General features: G+C 59.2%; 13 protein-coding genes and 1 tRNA gene. 3 read left to right on the top strand and 11 right to left on the bottom strand.

Going from position 1 to position 15,428, the window contains the following annotated elements; genetic code table 11:
* Positions 1–68 precede the first annotated feature (68 nt).
* The 6 genes from B2P82_RS00810 to B2P82_RS00785 all read right to left on the bottom strand — a co-directional run bounded on the left by B2P82_RS00810 (position 69) and on the right by B2P82_RS00785 (position 6,465).
* Positions 69–1,481, bottom strand: coding sequence for a DUF1593 domain-containing protein (locus B2P82_RS00810; protein WP_414652001.1), 1,413 nt, complete (start codon positions 1,479–1,481; stop codon positions 69–71).
* Between the two features lie 173 nt (positions 1,482–1,654).
* Complete coding sequence (locus B2P82_RS00805; RefSeq protein ID WP_034811256.1) at positions 1,655–2,140, bottom strand: UPF0262 family protein; 486 nt, start codon at positions 2,138–2,140, stop codon at positions 1,655–1,657.
* Positions 2,137–3,441 carry a histidinol dehydrogenase gene (gene hisD, locus B2P82_RS00800; RefSeq protein ID WP_290494422.1) on the bottom strand — a complete coding sequence of 435 codons (1,305 nt, stop codon included), beginning with the start codon at positions 3,439–3,441 and terminating at the stop codon, positions 2,137–2,139. Before hisD ends, B2P82_RS00805 begins: the two co-directional genes overlap by 4 nt.
* 2 nt (positions 3,442–3,443) lie before the next feature.
* Positions 3,444–3,893 carry a DUF2948 family protein gene (locus B2P82_RS00795; protein ID WP_290494420.1) on the bottom strand — a complete coding sequence of 150 codons (450 nt, stop codon included), beginning with the start codon at positions 3,891–3,893 and terminating at the stop codon, positions 3,444–3,446.
* Between the two features lie 20 nt (positions 3,894–3,913).
* The gene (gene murA / locus B2P82_RS00790; RefSeq protein ID WP_290484457.1) at positions 3,914–5,194 is read right to left on the bottom strand and encodes a UDP-N-acetylglucosamine 1-carboxyvinyltransferase; all 1,281 of its coding nucleotides are present in this window, start codon (positions 5,192–5,194) and stop codon (positions 3,914–3,916) included.
* A 65-nt stretch (positions 5,195–5,259) separates the two neighbouring features.
* Positions 5,260–6,465 (bottom strand): cytochrome P450, encoded by a 1,206-nt coding sequence (locus B2P82_RS00785; protein WP_290494414.1) that lies wholly within the window; start codon positions 6,463–6,465, stop codon positions 5,260–5,262.
* 208 nt (positions 6,466–6,673) lie between these two features.
* Here B2P82_RS00785 and B2P82_RS00780 point away from each other — a divergent pair.
* A tRNA-Thr gene (locus tag B2P82_RS00780) sits at positions 6,674–6,748 on the top strand.
* A gap of 139 nt (positions 6,749–6,887) precedes the next feature.
* Here B2P82_RS00780 and B2P82_RS00775 read toward each other — a convergent pair.
* The gene (locus B2P82_RS00775; RefSeq protein ID WP_290494411.1) at positions 6,888–9,878 is read right to left on the bottom strand and encodes a TonB-dependent receptor domain-containing protein; all 2,991 of its coding nucleotides are present in this window, start codon (positions 9,876–9,878) and stop codon (positions 6,888–6,890) included.
* Between the two features lie 300 nt (positions 9,879–10,178).
* Between B2P82_RS00775 and B2P82_RS00770 the strand changes: the two genes are divergently transcribed.
* Both B2P82_RS00770 and B2P82_RS00765 read left to right on the top strand, forming a co-directional pair.
* Positions 10,179–11,960 (top strand): alpha/beta hydrolase family protein, encoded by a 1,782-nt coding sequence (locus B2P82_RS00770; RefSeq protein WP_290494409.1) that lies wholly within the window; start codon positions 10,179–10,181, stop codon positions 11,958–11,960.
* Positions 11,852–12,193 carry an alpha/beta hydrolase family protein gene (locus B2P82_RS00765; protein WP_290494745.1) on the top strand — a complete coding sequence of 114 codons (342 nt, stop codon included), beginning with the start codon at positions 11,852–11,854 and terminating at the stop codon, positions 12,191–12,193. Before B2P82_RS00770 ends, B2P82_RS00765 begins: the two co-directional genes overlap by 109 nt.
* A 73-nt stretch (positions 12,194–12,266) precedes the next feature.
* On the opposite strand, the gene glpK is transcribed toward B2P82_RS00765, so the two are convergent.
* The 4 genes from glpK to B2P82_RS00745 all read right to left on the bottom strand — a co-directional run.
* On the bottom strand, positions 12,267–13,748 hold the full coding sequence (glpK, locus tag B2P82_RS00760; RefSeq protein WP_290494407.1) for a glycerol kinase GlpK: 1,482 nt from the start codon (positions 13,746–13,748) through the stop codon (positions 12,267–12,269).
* Between the two features lie 52 nt (positions 13,749–13,800).
* The gene (locus B2P82_RS00755; protein ID WP_290494405.1) at positions 13,801–14,268 is read right to left on the bottom strand and encodes a hypothetical protein; all 468 of its coding nucleotides are present in this window, start codon (positions 14,266–14,268) and stop codon (positions 13,801–13,803) included.
* Positions 14,256–14,672 carry a D-Ala-D-Ala carboxypeptidase family metallohydrolase gene (locus B2P82_RS00750; protein WP_290494404.1) on the bottom strand — a complete coding sequence of 139 codons (417 nt, stop codon included), beginning with the start codon at positions 14,670–14,672 and terminating at the stop codon, positions 14,256–14,258. The genes B2P82_RS00755 and B2P82_RS00750 overlap by 13 nt, the downstream gene beginning before the upstream one ends.
* A gap of 121 nt (positions 14,673–14,793) precedes the next feature.
* A partial coding sequence (locus tag B2P82_RS00745; RefSeq protein ID WP_290494402.1) for an NAD(P)H-dependent flavin oxidoreductase occupies positions 14,794–15,428 on the bottom strand: 635 nt, incomplete at its 5' end.

Genomic DNA, 15,428 nt, shown 5'->3' with positions numbered 1-15,428 from the left:
GTGTCGCTACGTCACAAAGACCGGACGCTGGGGCAAGCCTTGCCCGTTTTACCTGAACTTTCCTCAGCTTAGGGCTCGATTGTGACAATCACCCGTTCATAGCGTGTCAGCGATGGCGTTCCCTTATCGGTGACTTTCACGATGAAGTGCGCAGTTTCCGTCTGTTCCACCTCCGGCAACTGGAGCCAGATATCGAAATCATTGACGGCGTGTCCCATGTCTATGGGCGCCTCCAACGTCCCGGCTTCCGCATAATTGAACCAGTGATAGCTGAGGCTGTCGCCATCCGGATCATACGTACCAGACGCATCCAGTCCGATATGCTCTCCGGACTTCGCGGTGAGCTGGCGCGCATGAGCCAGTTTCACGACCGGCGGATGGTTCGCGTCTTCATAGGATGAAATGGTCCAGTCCATGCGCGCAGCAAAGTCACGCTGGAGGTCGCTTCTCCACCGCAGCAGCGTGACATGATTGTCGTGATAGGTTTCCTCTGCAGGGCCAATCGCCCGACCATCCTTCTGCGCCACCCAGGGCGTGTAGGTGTCCGTCGCATTCGTCCAGATCGGGCGCGGTTCCGGGTCCAGCGGCACACCGCCCGAACCAAGCTTTCCGGGACCGACACCGATCTCATCCGCACTCGGCGTATAGAGTTCGTACCGACCACCCCAGCCGCCCCAGTCCGGACGGTCCGGCACGTTGAGCCCGTTCGGGATCAGGGAGAGATAGGCAGGTGTATCGCCTTCCATACCCCAGACCACGTCCGGATAGCGCGCGCCAAGCGGGCCATGATCTTGCTGGATGTTTTCGGCGATCCACTGATTGGAAATATGGTCCTCGAAGCCGGGAAAGCCACGCGTTATAGCGGTCCAGGTGGAGCGGCCATACTCGCCCGGGCTGACAATGTAAAACAGGCTCGGAAACTCGCGGCGCATCCAGATGCCGCTATCGTCCTGATCTGAAATTGTATAGACACGGAGTTTCGAGATCAGGCGCGCAGCCTCCGCGTCGCTCTTCGTTTCACGGATATCATGCAGCGCCTGGGCCAGCGTGTTCGCCCCGCCCCAGACGGAGATCCACAGTGGCCGGTCATCCTCGGCCTCAAGCAGGCGAATGATCGCGTCCGAGCCTTCTGTCGATTGCCCGGTCCCCACGCTGGGCATGCCATAGCCCGGCTGACCGCTCATCACGAGGTCCTGCAGCTCGGATTCCGTCGGATAATCCGGCGCGTGCTGGCTGAGCGTATCGTAGACCTCGCCATACTTTCCAAGTGTCGTGCGGATGGAATCGGGCCGAATATCGTTTTTCTTCCAGATCGACGTGGTCGCCACCAGCGCCTCGATGTCGATCTCATTGGAATAGAGCAGGAGACGGATCAGCGATTGGGTGTCGTCCGGGTCTGCTTCCATGTCGGTCAGGATAACGACGCGGTGCTTTTCCAGCGCCACTGGCACCTGTTCAACCACCATTTCGTCGGCCGGCATAACTTGCCCCATCGCACTGCACGCACTTGGCGCAATTGCTGACACGAGCCCCGCGAACCCAATCAGAATCCATTTCGCCATGACTTTCCTCCGCTTCTTTATGATAGCGGTATCATTGCGTGAGCGATCTTGTGTGGCAAGTGGATACGCTTCGGTGACTTTGAATTATTTCCTTAGCCCGCTGCGCGCGTTTGGCCGGCATGGAGGGCGCAGATCAGCGTGAATAGCCGCCGCGACGTGGAGAAGTCGACTTCGACCTTGCCTTCAAGGCGTTCGGCGAGAAGTTCTGAACCCTCATTATGTATGCCACGCCGAGCCATATCGATGGCTTCGATCTGGTGCGGAGATTGCGTGCGGATCGCATCATAATAGCTGTCGCAGATCATGAAATAGTCGCGGATCACGCCCCGGAACGGCCCGAGCGAAAGGATGAACGTGTGCACCTCCTCGCCTGCCTCGGTACGAATGGCAAAGACGAGCCGGCGCTCGGCTTTGGACAGGTTCAGTTGATACGGCCCCCTGTCCTGACCGATCACCTTGAAGGAATTGCTTTCCAACAGATCAAAAATGGCAACGCGACGCTCATGCTCGGCGTCCGGGCCCGATGCGCCCAGGGTCTCATCGTCGATATCGACGCCGATGAGCCGGTCATTGCTCACCCGTCCGTGCCCTGATTGGAGCGGATAGAGATGGAGCGCGCATGGGCTGGCAAGCGCTCTGCCTCGGCGAGACGCAAGGCGGCGGGCGCAATCGCGGCAAACCCCTCAGGCCCCACACGCTGAACACTCATCCGTTTCAGAAAATCATACAGGCCAAGGCCGGACGAGAAACGCGCGGCGCGGCTGGTCGGCAAGACGTGGTTCGACCCGGTGACGTAATCGCCCAGCGCCTCCGGCGTATAGTGGCCCAAAAAGACCGCACCGGCATGGCGGATCAGTGGCAACAGGGCATCCGGGTCCTCCACGGCCAGCTCCAGATGCTCAGCCGCGATGCGGTTCGCGATGGAGGCTGCAGCAGGCAAATCAGGTGCGACGACGATTGCGCCATTATTCATCCAGCTTTCGCGTGCCCGTTCGCCAGTTGGCAGGGTTTTCAACTGGTTTTCCACAGCCTCTTCCACAGAATCCCCCACAGCCTGGTCCACAACAACGAGGATCGACTGGCTGCTGGGATCATGCTCGGCCTGAGACAGCAGGTCAGCGGCAATCCAGTCCGGATTTGCCGTATGGTCTGCGATGACCAGAATCTCTGACGGGCCGGCAATCGTGTCGATGCCGACGCGGCCGAATACCTGGCGCTTGGCCTCTGCGACGAAAGCATTGCCAGGGCCGACAATCTTGTCGACCGGCGCCATGTTCGACGTGCCAAAAGCCAGCGCGCCAACGGCCTGCGCCCCACCAATTGGGTAAAATTCCTCAACGCCGGCTTTCAGCGCAGCGTATGCAACTGCGGGTGACAGCTCGCCCTGGGGGGCAGGCGCAACCATGACGATGCGCTCAACGCCGGCGATCTTGGCCGGCACGACATTCATCAGGACCGAAGAGGGGTAACTCGCGCGGCCGCCCGGCACATAGACGCCGACGCTTTCCAGCGCCGTCCAGCGCCAGCCGAGCTCTACTCCCGCTGAGTCGGTAAAACTGTGGTCTGCGGGCCGCTGCGCCGCATGATATGTGGCGATCCGATCATGCGCAAAATCGATGGCTTCGCGCAAATCGGCCGGGCATTGCGCGGCCAGACTGTGCAGGTTCACATTGTCGGATGTCAGCGTCGAGGGGTCCAGTTGAAGACCGTCAAACCCGGCCGTGTACTCGGCCACGGCCTCGCCGCCGCGTGCCTGCACATCCTTAAGGATGCCCGTCACGGTATTCGCGACGTCTTCACCCGTGCCGCGTTCCTGCTCCAGGAACTGGGCAAATTCACCATTGAAGGCGTCGTTTGAGGCAAAAAACCTGCGGACCATGTCTATCTCCGGCGCCGCTCGTGGCTCGGAAGGCGGCGCGTCGGCCACACATAGTCACTGTCCAGCAAGGTTGCATCCAGAACTTCAACCTCAAGGACGATTTCTCCGTCGCCTGCGAAGATCAGCGTGATCTTTCCACCCGGCGGCTCATCTGCCGGGGTGAAGGTCACCTGCAACAGCGACAGGACCATTTCCGGGTCTGTCTTGGTGACAGCGCGGGTCTTCGCGCCCAGCACGCCATCGAAGGCCAGCAGCGACCGCACACGCTGGCCGTCGCCGCGTTTCGCGCCCGCTTCCCAGCGAAAGCGGTTTATTTCCAGCGCAAACCGGTTGTGGCGGGACTCATATTTCAGGTTCCCCGCTTTCACGACACTGTCCTGAATGGCGGCGGAAATGACTTCCAGATCCTCGGCCGTTTCGGCGAGGAGACGAAGTGGTTTGTGATCAGCCATCAGTGCCCCTTGAGCAATTCCTAGTCTTCGTCCTCGGATCGGCGTTCAATGCTAGCGCCACAGGCGTTAAGTTTCGCTTCCAGCCGCTCAAATCCACGATCGAGGTGGTAGATACGGTTCACCACAGTCTCCCCCTCTGCGGCAAGCCCTGCAATCACAAGAGAGACCGATGCGCGCAAATCTGTCGCCATGACTGGCGCTGCGGTCAGCTGAGGCACACCTTTCACGACCGCCTCCTGCCCACGCACTGTAATGTCTGCGCCAAGACGCGAGAGTTCCGGTGCGTGCATGAAACGGTTTTCGAAAATCGTTTCGCGAATGATGCTTGTACCGTCCGCGAGGCTCATCAGGGCCATGAACTGAGCCTGAAGGTCAGTCGGGAAGCCTGGATGCGGCTGGGTCGATACGCTGACGGATTTGAGCCGAGAGCCATTCCGCACGATGCGCAGAGTAGCCGCGGCCTCGTCGGCCTCGACCGTGACGCCAGCCTCTCTCAGCTTGCCAATCATTGCACCAAGGGCCGCCACCGGTGCGCCCTCAAGCGTGACATCACCGCCGGCCGCTGCAGCCGCCATGGCATATGTGCCCGCCTCAATCCTGTCCGGCATGACGGAATGCGTCGTGCCGCTCAGTTTCTCGACGCCTTCGATGCGAATTTTGGACGTGCCAGCGCCCGTGATCTTCGCGCCCATGGAGTTCAGGCAAACCGCCAAGTCTTCAATCTCGGGCTCACGTGCGGCGTTCTCCAGAACGGTCTCGCCTTGCGCAAGCGTCGCAGTCAGCATGGCATGCTCGGTCGCACCCACGCTCGGCATGGCAAAATTGATGTGCGCACCTTTCAGGCCATGAATGGCGGCGGCCTTCACATAACCCTGCTCCACACGCAGATCCGCGCCCATTGCTTCCAGAGCTTGCAGGTGCAGATCGACCGGCCGGGCACCAATCGCACAGCCACCCGGCAGCGAGACTGTAGCATGGCCAGAACGCGCAATCAGAGGCCCCAATACGTTGAAACTCGCCCGCATCTTGCGGACCTGATCATATGGCGCGATCGTGCTTTTCAGCTCAGCACCGTTCAGATGACAGGTCGAATCGCCCTTCGGCCAATAGACTTCAACGCCCAGCGTTTCCAGCAATTGCGCAAGGAAGCGCGTATCAGCCAGATTCGGCATATTGGTAAGCGTGATGGGCTCGTCAGTCAGCAAACATGCGACCATCAGCTTCAGAGCGGAGTTTTTCGCGCCGGAAACCGGAATGCGGCCATTCAGATGAGCGCCGCCCTTGATGTGCAATTTATCCATGGATTGCCCTTATACAGCGCTTCGCGGCTTTGGAAGGGCCTGAATGTGGCAAGGCTGCACAGACTTTATCCAAATATTACCGGCAGTTGCTTAAGCCCCCGCAAGCCGGAGCGCGGAATCCACTTCAGCTGTTCCGGCTCAACGCCCAGGGCGAGGCCCGGCCAGCCGTCCAGAAGACAATCGAGCGCCGCCTGCGCTTCGGCGCGTGCCAAGTGCAGGCCGAGGCAGATATGCGGCCCGCCACCCCATCCAAGATGGCGATTGGGCCTGCGGGTCAGGTCCAGGTTTCGAGGGCCCTCAAACACACGCTGATCAATATTGGCCGCCGCAAGCAAGGCAACAAGGCGTTCGCCGCGTTTCATTGACAAGCCGTGGAATTCCAGATCCTCGCGTGCATGCCGCGGCTTGGTCATCTGCACCGGCGCGCAGTAGCGCATGAGCTCATCCACGGCGATGCCGCGCGCATCGTCATCCATGCCCCGATACTGATCCGCTGCGTCCGGCTCGGTCAGCAGCGTGTAGACAGCTGACGAGATCAAGTGCTTCGTCGTCTCATGTCCGGCGATGAAGAGGACAAACACCATGGCAACCAACTCGTCATTGCTCATGCGGTCGCCATCGGCTTCAGCATGGACGAGCTCGGTGACGAGGCCTGGCCCGGGTTCATGCCGGACGCGCTCGAATTCCTCCGCCAGCATTCTCTGAACCGCGCCAAGCTTCATCAGGCCGCGCAGCACATTGAATATGTTCGCTGTCGCGGTCAGGCCATGCAGGACAGAATCAAGCTTGTTTCGAATCTCGCCCGAGAACCCCAGCAGGTCATAGATCACCAATAATGGCAGCTGTCGGCACAGCCCCTCAACCAGATCCGCTTCGCCTGCTTCAACCATCTCCGCTACCAGCCGATCACAGGTTTCGCGAATACGCGGCCTCAATGCGTCGATCGAGACACGCCGGAAGGGCTGGTCGACCAGACGCCGCAAGCGCAGATGGTCAGGGTCATCCAGCGACAGCAGATTGTTGGACAGGGTCTTCAGGGATTTGGGCAGGAATCTGAGGCCGAACGGTGAATCAAACCCGGCGTTTCGCGCGTCCACCGCAAAACGATCCGAATCCTTGAGGAATTCCAGACATTCAGCATGTCCCAGCACCAGCGTGCACTTGCCGAGGAAGGGCAGTTTCTGCCGAACAAACAGGCTCTCTTCCCTGGCCGCAGCGAGAAAGCCGTGCGGCCCACGCAGATAAGCCTGAGAGTTGAGCGGCAGGCTCATTTCTTCTCTGGATCCGACTCAGCCGGGGGCGCCTTCGCCTTGCGCGTAGCCGCCTTGCGGCGTCGCAAATTCGCCCGCAGAGCCTCGGCCCGGCGTCCGGCATTATCCTGTCCTGTTACCTTGTCTTTCATACGAGGTGCTTTTCGCAGCAAAACGGCCTTTTCATGTCAGTCTGCATAAGCTAAAGCCCGCTTTCTATTCCTGCAATGCCGCGGTAGCTCAGTGGTAGAGCGCATCATTGGTAATGATGAGGCCGGGAGTTCAATTCTCCCTCGCGGCACCAGGAATTTCCCGACAATCAGCGACACTGAGCGCGCGTCTTCCGGCGCGGGCGGGCTGTTTGTCCATCGCATTCAGCCTCAAATGCAAAAAGGGCGGACCATATGGTCCGCCCTTTCGCAATATTGGACTTGTCTTCGACCCTAGAAGGTCTTGGACACGCTCACGAAGGCACGACGACCGCGGAGGTCGTAGGCCGTTGCGCTGAGCGGCGTGTTGCCTGCGCTGGTCGTGATGATGTCAGACACTTGCGGTGGCGCTTCGTCGAAGATGTTGCGGATACCGCCAGTGATCGTCCATGTATCGCCTGTCCAGCGGACAGAAGCACCATGTTCGAACTGAGCTTCGGTGAAGACCTTGTACTGTCCATCGAGACCAAAATAGGCCGCTGGCTCGTTCAGGTCGTCGTCGAAGTTGCGGTTGTTGTCCTGACGGCCAATGAAGGTCGTGAACCAGGAATAGGTCCAGTCTCCACGGTCCAGACGGACGTTCGCATCACCTACGACACTCGGATAACCGATTGTGCCGTTGAAGTCGTTGTCTTCCACACCCGTGACGAAGTCCGAACCGAAGACGTTGATGTAACGCTCCAGAGCCCAGTTCATCGAGGTTTCGACAGTCAGCGTACCGAAGTTGAAGTCTTCTTCGTAGCGAACTTCAAGGTCGATGCCGCGCTGCTGCTGGGAGTCAACGTTCAGGGTAAGGGCCTGAATGTTGTCGAGCTGGAACGGCGTCAGCGACGTCGCAGAGTCACGCTCGAACAGGTTACAGAAATCGTTCGGGAAGGTCGTTGTTGCATAACAACCACCGACGATCTGAGCACCGCTCAGGCTGGTGATCTGGTCCTGAATTTCAACTTCGTAGTAGTCGATCGCGATGTTCAGGTTGGCGAAAGTTGGCGTCAGGATGATACCCGCGGTGAAAGTTTCACCGGATTCGGATTCAAGCTGATCGCCACCACCTGAGGTCGTGATCAGAGCAGAACCGCCAAGACCGCCTGTGAAGTCGTCAGGAATACCTGCCGCGGCACAGTTGGTACGGATGTTCTGGTTATTGGTATCGCCCCAGTTGATACATGGGTCGATGGAGGTCTGCGACAGGAAACCGGTCTGGTCCTGAAGGAACAGTTCGAACAGCGCTGGTGCGCGGTAAGACGTACCAAAGCTCGAACGGGCCCGAAGGATCGGGTTAACCTGCCAGTTCAGACCGACCTTGTAGATCGAGTCGGAACCACCGATGTCGTATTCGAAGCCACGCACAGAACCGTTGAACGTGACGTCTTCAGCAAAAGGCTGACCTTTGAAGATCGGCACTTCGACTTCAGCGAACAGTTCGGTGACAGTGTTCTCGCCGCGGGTCGGGCCTGCGGTCGAAGAACCCCAGATGTCGCCGCTTTGGGTCAGTTCACCTGGCGTGTCATCGATGCTGAATTCGCGATACTCAGCGCCGATACCAAGGCCGATTGGACCAGCTGGCAGTTCGAACAGCTCACCCGCGACGACCGCGGTCAATGTGGTCTGCTCATAGACCGTTTCACCAGACTGGTAGCCACCGATGGCCGCAACCAGGTCGTTTACAGCAGCACCGCTGAGGATATCGGGATCCAGCAGGTTGATGCTTGGAGGACCGACAAGATTCGGCACGCCGTCATCGTCGTAGTCGACGCCGTCAAAGTTCCAGTCACCCGACTGGGAGATCAGGATCTCGCTGCCTTCATAGGTACCTTCGCCGCGCGAATAGGTGCCGTCGATTTTCCAGGACCATGCGTCGAGAACGCCCGGAGCAAAGCCACCGGAGAACGACGTGCTGCCGTAGAAGTAGTCGACTTCAACCTTATCGGTCGTCGGGAATGGTGCCACGATCTGGACCAGCGAATTCATGTCATTCGAATAGGTCGGATCAGCGATGTAGCCATACTGCGGCAGAACACCAAACGGCGTTTGCGAAGAGCCAACGATCGGGAAGAACTGGCGCCAACCTTCGATGTCCGTCGTACGACGGCTGAAGAGAAGTTCCGTATCCCATTCGACACCGGCAAAGGTCACATCGGCAGAGCCGAACAGAGAAATGTTCTCGTTGCGCGGAATGAAGTCCGAGTTGTCCAGGAAGGCCGCATCGAGAATGTCTTCATAGTATGGCTGGCCGCTGGCCAGATAGCCCGTACCGACGCGTGGGCGGTAACCCGGGATCGAACCACCGAAAGCCGTCGTGCCGGTCACACCGTCCGGGGAAGGCACGAGACGCTCACCTGAGAACAGGTCGATGGCTGTATTGTGGTACAGGTTGTTACAGTTGTTGCGCGGGTCTGTCGCCGTAGCCGAATAGTTCAGACGGTCAAGCAGGCCACCGGTCTGCGGGTCACGCACGAGATCGCGTGGGCAGGACAGGTAATCGCGCTGGCTGGCGTCGAGTTCTTCAGAGAGACGATACTCAGCCGACAGGGTGAATGCCGCATTGTCGCCAAGCTCAAAACCCCATGCCGCGCTGGCGGAATACTGCTCGCCACCTTCTTCGAAGGGCTGCGTGACATTGAAGTTCAGTTCCAGGTCATCCACGGAATCACGTGTGATGATGTTGACCACGCCGCAAACAGCGTCCGAACCATAGATAGTCGAAGCACCGTCTTTGAGGATCTCAACGCGGGAGATGATGGACTGTGGAACGACGTTCAGGTCGAGTGCGGAAACTGCGCCGCGCGTACCTGAAGCACCTGGGCGCTTACCGTCGACCAGAACCAGCGTACGCGTGTCACCACAACCGCGAAGGTCGAGCGTTTGCGTACCGACACCACCATTGGTGACGAAGTTCTGGAATGTGTTGTTCAGCTGGGTCGAGCCCGATGCGAGCGAAGAGCCCTGCAGAAGCGCGGCCGTATCGACCAGGCCTTCGAGCGTTGCGACTTCGGCCGTGATCACCTGAATCGGCGAAGACGAGGAGAACGAATCGCGAGCCAGCAGGGAGCCGGTAACCACGATCTTCTCTTGGCGGGACTCATCCTGAGGAGCCTCGTCAATGATTTCCAGAACGTCTTCAGATTCTGCATCTGCGTCCTGGGCTTGAGCCGCGCCGGAAATGACAAGTGCGCCTACAGCGACACTGCCGAAAACCGACCGACGGAACAGTCGTTTGTTCATCAGTATTTCCCCTGAAATATGTTTTTGCTCACCTATTAGCCCGGTGTTTTCCACCCAGCACCCGCATTTACAGCAGGCCTTGCCGCTACGTTGAACGTCGGTTTTGGAAGTGACAAGATTTCATGACACAAATTTCACCCACGAGGCACTTTCTGCCACCAAACTGTGTTGTTTGGGACACAATCTTGCCACGCTCCCAGAAGTTGCGGACGTGTTCTTGTCGCATAAGTGCATGACCGTGCTTGACGCTCCTCGCCCCGACTTAAATAGTAAACATAACCAATTCGGAGGAATACATTGATGCGCTATCGCATTTTGGCGGCTGGAATGATCAGTGCGCTTGCGGGATCATTGGCCGCACAGGCTGAACCGGTGACCGCAGAAGACTTCGCGAAATTCCCGTCGGTTTCCAGTGTCTCCATGTCACTTGAGGGTGACATGCTGGTTGGCGTGATCGCTGATCCCTCGAAGGATGGCGATGCGCGCGCAGCAGCCTATTGGGACCTGTCTGGCGAGATTGACACCACCAAGCCGCTCGTCCCTTCGAACATCACGCCATCCAGCGGGAAGACCAAATTCTACGGCGCAAGCGCGCTGAAGAACAAGAAGTCCCTCTGGTTCACGGTCCAGCCCTATATCGGCGCCCTTGAAGGCTGTGGCGAAGGCAAGACAACCGGCTCGACCAAGAAATACCTTCAAAAGGTCTATATGGGGAACGAGCGCATCAAGAAGATTGATGACCTCCCGGATGGCCGCGCTGAAATTGGCGCAAACAAGATGTTGCTCCGCTGTTTCGAACTGGAAGGCGATACCGGCATTGCCTCACTGCTTCCGCTCGATCCAACCAAGATCGTCCTTCGCCGTACCTCCACGAAGAACGGAACAAGCTATTTCGAACATGATCTTTCGAATGGCCGCGAGAAATTCCTCTTCAAGGCAAGCGATACGCAGCAAATTGAAGTCAGCACCCGAACCGGTGAGCCTGTTGCACGAACGGAACTCGAATATGAAGATGGTGCCTGGCGCCAATATATCAGCTTGCTGGATAATGACGGCAATTTCCGGATAGAAGAGCCACTGACGACCGAAATTGCCAATCGCTTCAATATGGAAGTGCTCGGCAAGCAGAACGATACCGAAAACTACTTTGTCGCGACCGACAAGTTCGACGACAAGGTCGCGATCTATCTGTATGATGCGTCCACAGACTCGTTCAGTGACGATCCCGTATTCGCACATCCCGAGTTCAACGCCTCGGGCATGATCTTCTCTGATCGCGCGCAGGACTTCGGTGCCATTCTTGGATTTACCTACAGCGGCCCTGTTCAGGAAACCTATTGGCTCGATCCTGAGATGAAGAGCATTCAGGATGGTCTGGATGCGGCCTTCCCGGGCAAGAATGTGGCTATCAGCGACTATACGGCAGATCGCAATCGCGTCCTCTTTGCGGTCAGCGCCGCCGACATGCCGCCCGCTTACTTCCTGCTGGTCGACAAATCCAAGGTCGCCGTCATCGGATCCCAGCGTCCGTGGATCGACGTAGAGGATCTCGGCAAGTCAAAGTTCGTCTACTATTCTGCACGCGACGGCCTGCAGATCCCTGCGATCATCACCCTGCCCGCCGGCTTTGAAGAAGGCCAGAAGGCCAAAGGCGCAATCATCGTGCCGCACGGTGGTCCCTGGGCCCGTGATAGCGCCGGGTTTGATTCGTCAGGCTGGACGCAATACTTCGCGAGCCGCGGATACATCATCATGCAGCCGCAATATCGCGGAAGTGATGGCTGGGGCCGTGCACTCTGGCGCGCTGGCGACGGCGAATGGGGCCAGAAGATGCAGGACGACAAGGATGATGGCGCAGCCTGGCTGGTCGAGAATGGTTATGTCGATGCCGACAAGATCGCCATTCATGGCTATTCCTATGGCGGGGNNCATTTGCCGCGTCCGTTCGTCCGAACAGCCCTTACCAGTGCGCCATTGCTGGGGCCGGCGTTTCGAACCTTGCCAAGCTCGGCAATGAATGGGGCGACAATCGCATCCAGCGCATTGTTCAGGGTGACACCGTCAAGGGCATGGACCCGATGAAGAACACGGACAAGATCAACATCCCGATCCTGATCTATCATGGTGACTACGATGTCCGCGTGCCGATCTTCCACAGCCGCGACTTCTACAATGCCATCAAGGACAAGCAGCCTGACAGCAAGTTTCTTGTCATGAAGCAGATGGGTCACCAGAGCGCCAAATGGTTGCCTGAGCACAAGGAACAGGTTCTGGAAGAAATCGAGACCTTCCTGACCAATACCTGCGGCATGTAAGTGATCGCAAACGACAAATGAGAAAAGGGCGGACCTCGTGTCCGCCCTTTTTTTGTTTTCGCTTGATAGACGCTCAGGCCAGCGTCTTGCGAAGCGCCGTCGCCCAGCCGCGTCGCAAACGGGCCGAAGCAGTCTTTTCCATTTTCGGTTCGAACCGGGTGCCGGGCACAGTGCGGTTGGCCCACGCGTCGGCAGCCAACCATCCAAGCTGCATAGCCGCCAGAGCTGCGGCCCCAAGCGCCGTCATCTCGCGATAGTCAGGGCGCAGGATCGGACGCTCGCAAATGTCGGCCGTGAACTGCATCAACCAGTCATTCGCCACCATGCCCCCATCGACGCGCAGTTCCTTGATCGCAACGCCATCGGCTTCAAAAGCATCGAGCAAGTCACGCGTCTGATAGGCGACCGATTCCAGCCCCGCCCGCACCAGATGTTCGGCCTTGGTGGCGCGGGTAATGCCGCTGATCGTGCCGCGCGCATCGGCCGCCCAATGCGGAGCGCCAAGCCCGGTAAAGGCCGGGACGATATAGACCCCGCCATTGCCACTGAGCGCCGCCGCCACGTCCGCACTTTCGGCCGCATCTTCGATCAGGCGCAAATCGTCACGCAGCCATTGTACTATGGTTCCGGCATTGAAGATTGAGCCCTCCAGGGCCATCGCACCCCTGCCCGCCACTTCATAGCCGACCGTGCCCAACAAGCGATTTGCCGACTGCGGACGAATGGTACCGCAGTTAGCCACGAGAAACGCCCCGGTGCCATAAGTGATCTTGGCAGTACCGGGCTCCAGGCAAGCTTGCCCCACAAGCGCCGATTGCTGATCGCCCGCTGCGGACAGGATCGGCAGCGCCTTGCCGAATAGGCTTTCCTCGCTGGTGCCGAAATCATCAGCATTCTGTCGAATCTGCGGCAACATGCTCATCGGCACACCCAGCGTGGCGCACATCTTGTCGCTCCATCCGCCAGCATCTCCGAGCCCAAGCCGATAAAGCAATGTTCGCGACGCGTTGGTGACATCGGTGACGTGCGAATTGCCTCCGGTCAGTTTCCAGATCAGGAAGCTCTCTACGGTTCCGAAAGCCAGTTCGCCTGCTTCGGCGCGGGCTCGGGCACCCTCCACATTGTCGAGCACCCATCCAATCTTGGTACCGGAAAAATAGGGATCGATCAGCAGACCGGTCTCGTCCTGAACAGCCGCCTCATGACCCGCCTTGCGCAAAGCCTCGCACGTCTCGGCCGTGCGACGGTCCTGCCAGATGATGGCCGGGGCAATCGGCTTGCCGGTCGCCCTGTCCCAGACCAGTGTCGTCTCGCGCTGATTGGTGATGCCGATTCCGGCGATCTGCTCCACGCCGCCCGCCTGCTCAATGGCGGCGCGGCAGACCTCGACCGTCTTGTCCCAGATCTCCTCGCCATCCTGCTCGACCCAGCCATCATTCGGATAGGCCAGCGGCACTTCTTTCTGCGCCAGCGCCACCTGGTTCAGCTCGCGGTCGAACACGATCGCCCGCGTGGATGTGGTGCCCTCATCAATGACGAGAATATAGTCGCCCATGTCGCCTGCCCTTCAATGTTTCAGGCAGGATGGACCGGCGCGAGGCGGAACGTCAACGCGCCATGCGCTGCGCCCCGCGATCCCCGAACCACCAGAGCGTTGCTGCCGTCGCAGCGAAGGTGGCCGTTTCCACGATCTTGACCTGTTCGGCTTCCGGCGAGGCCACGAACACCAGCCAGGTGATGAGCCACAGCAACAAGGTCAGCACGGGCCGGGTCAGGGCGCGCACCGCATTCACCCAGGCATAGCTGTCGCCAATCGCGGCCTCGGCCTGAAGGGAGGCGGCGAGCCCCGACCAGCTGCCGCTGGTCTCGGCCAGCTGCTCCGCCGCCGCGTGCTCCTCGCGCCGGACCTGCCTGTGCAACCTGATCAGCTCTGCCTCATGCTGCCAGCGCGCCCGCTCATGCGCTTGTGACTGGCGCTGCTCGAAATAGCCCGCCGCCCGACCGATCACCGTGCCGAGCAGGCCGAAGACGCCGCCCCCGGCCGCACTCGCCGCCAGTCCAACTATGTCTGCCATAGTGCACGGCTCCCCTTGTAATTCCAACGTGCCGGACGGGCCCGCCGATCCAGATGCAGGAAGCTTCGGCCAAGTCCGATTCCGGTGAACCCAAGCGACTCGGCTGCCGCCAGCAATGCGAACCGGTCACGGCCATTCAGCGCGATATCAACCGCGATCTGTTTGTGCATGGAATGCTCAGCGCCACCCATTTTGGCATTCCAACCGCGACAGCGGTGGCCCGAATTGATGACGAGCGGACCGCCCACCGCCCCCCGCAGTTTTTCCAGCGCATCGAGGAATTCCGGATCGTGCCAGTACGCACCATCACAGAACTGGCCTCTGCATTTGCAGGCAAGTTCTCGCGGCGAAAAATGCGGCCAGCGCCAGCCAGTCGTATCGAACAGGNNAGAACGTATCAACATGTCCCAAGGCTGACATGCTCACGACCCTGTCGGATTCAGATCGCCACGCAAAAGAAAATGCCCCCGAAGTCACTGAGACTTCAGGGGCATTCTGACATTTTCAGTCGGGGAGACGCCGAGCTTACTCCGCCGCGACAGGTGCCACTCCAAAGGCCTGGCGCTTGGCGAGCGCCGCGCGGGCCTCGTCATATTCGCGCACCAGCTTGTCCACGAACTCCTGAGTGGACATGCGCTTGTCAATTGCGCCGATGCCCTGACCACAGCCCCATATGTCTTTCCACGCCTTGGCTTCCTGATTGCCGCCGGAGCCGAAATTCATCGCGCTCGGGTCGCTTTCCGGCAGATCATTCGGATCAAGTCCGGCCTTGGCGATGGATGGCGCGAGATAATTTCCGTGAACGCCGGTGAACAGGTTGGAATAGACAATATCTCCCGCCTTGGAGTCGACAATCATGTCCTTGTAACCGTCGACCGCATTGGCCTCGTCACAGGAGATGAAGGCCGAGCCGATATAACCCAGGTCAGCGCCCAGCGCCTGCGCCGCCGCGACCGCGCCGCCATTGGCGATGGAGCCTGAGAGGGCCAGCGGGCCATCAAAGAACTGGCGGATTTCCTGAATCAGCGCGAAGGGCGAAAGCGTGCCGGCATGGCCGCCCGCGCCGGTGCACACCGCGATCAGGCCATCTGCGCCTTTTTCCAACGCCTTGTGCGCGAAGACGACATTGATGATGTCGTGCAGCACAATGCCGCCATAGG

Origin of the sequence: Hyphomonas sp. UBA4494 (assembly GCF_002388935.1) — a bacterium.
GTDB lineage: Bacteria > Pseudomonadota > Alphaproteobacteria > Caulobacterales > Hyphomonadaceae > Hyphomonas.
This window is presented reverse-complemented; position numbering and strand designations above follow the sequence as displayed.

Excerpts from the sequence above, each read along its gene's own strand:
- B2P82_RS00775 (WP_290494411.1), bottom strand. The coding sequence starts at position 9,878 with ATGAACAAACGACTGTTCCGTCGGTCGGTTTTCGGCAGTGTCGCTGTA.
- glpK (WP_290494407.1), bottom strand. The coding sequence starts at position 13,748 with ATGGGCGACTATATTCTCGTCATTGATGAGGGCACCACATCCACGCGG.
- B2P82_RS00785 (WP_290494414.1), bottom strand. The coding sequence starts at position 6,465 with ATGAGCCTGCCGCTCAACTCTCAGGCTTATCTGCGTGGGCCGCACGGC.
- B2P82_RS00755 (WP_290494405.1), bottom strand. The coding sequence starts at position 14,268 with ATGGCAGACATAGTTGGACTGGCGGCGAGTGCGGCCGGGGGCGGCGTC.
- B2P82_RS00795 (WP_290494420.1), bottom strand. The coding sequence starts at position 3,893 with ATGGCTGATCACAAACCACTTCGTCTCCTCGCCGAAACGGCCGAGGAT.
- murA (WP_290484457.1), bottom strand. The coding sequence starts at position 5,194 with ATGGATAAATTGCACATCAAGGGCGGCGCTCATCTGAATGGCCGCATT.
- B2P82_RS00810 (WP_414652001.1), bottom strand. The coding sequence starts at position 1,481 with ATGCCGGCCGACGAAATGGTGGTTGAACAGGTGCCAGTGGCGCTGGAA.
- hisD (WP_290494422.1), bottom strand. The coding sequence starts at position 3,441 with ATGGTCCGCAGGTTTTTTGCCTCAAACGACGCCTTCAATGGTGAATTT.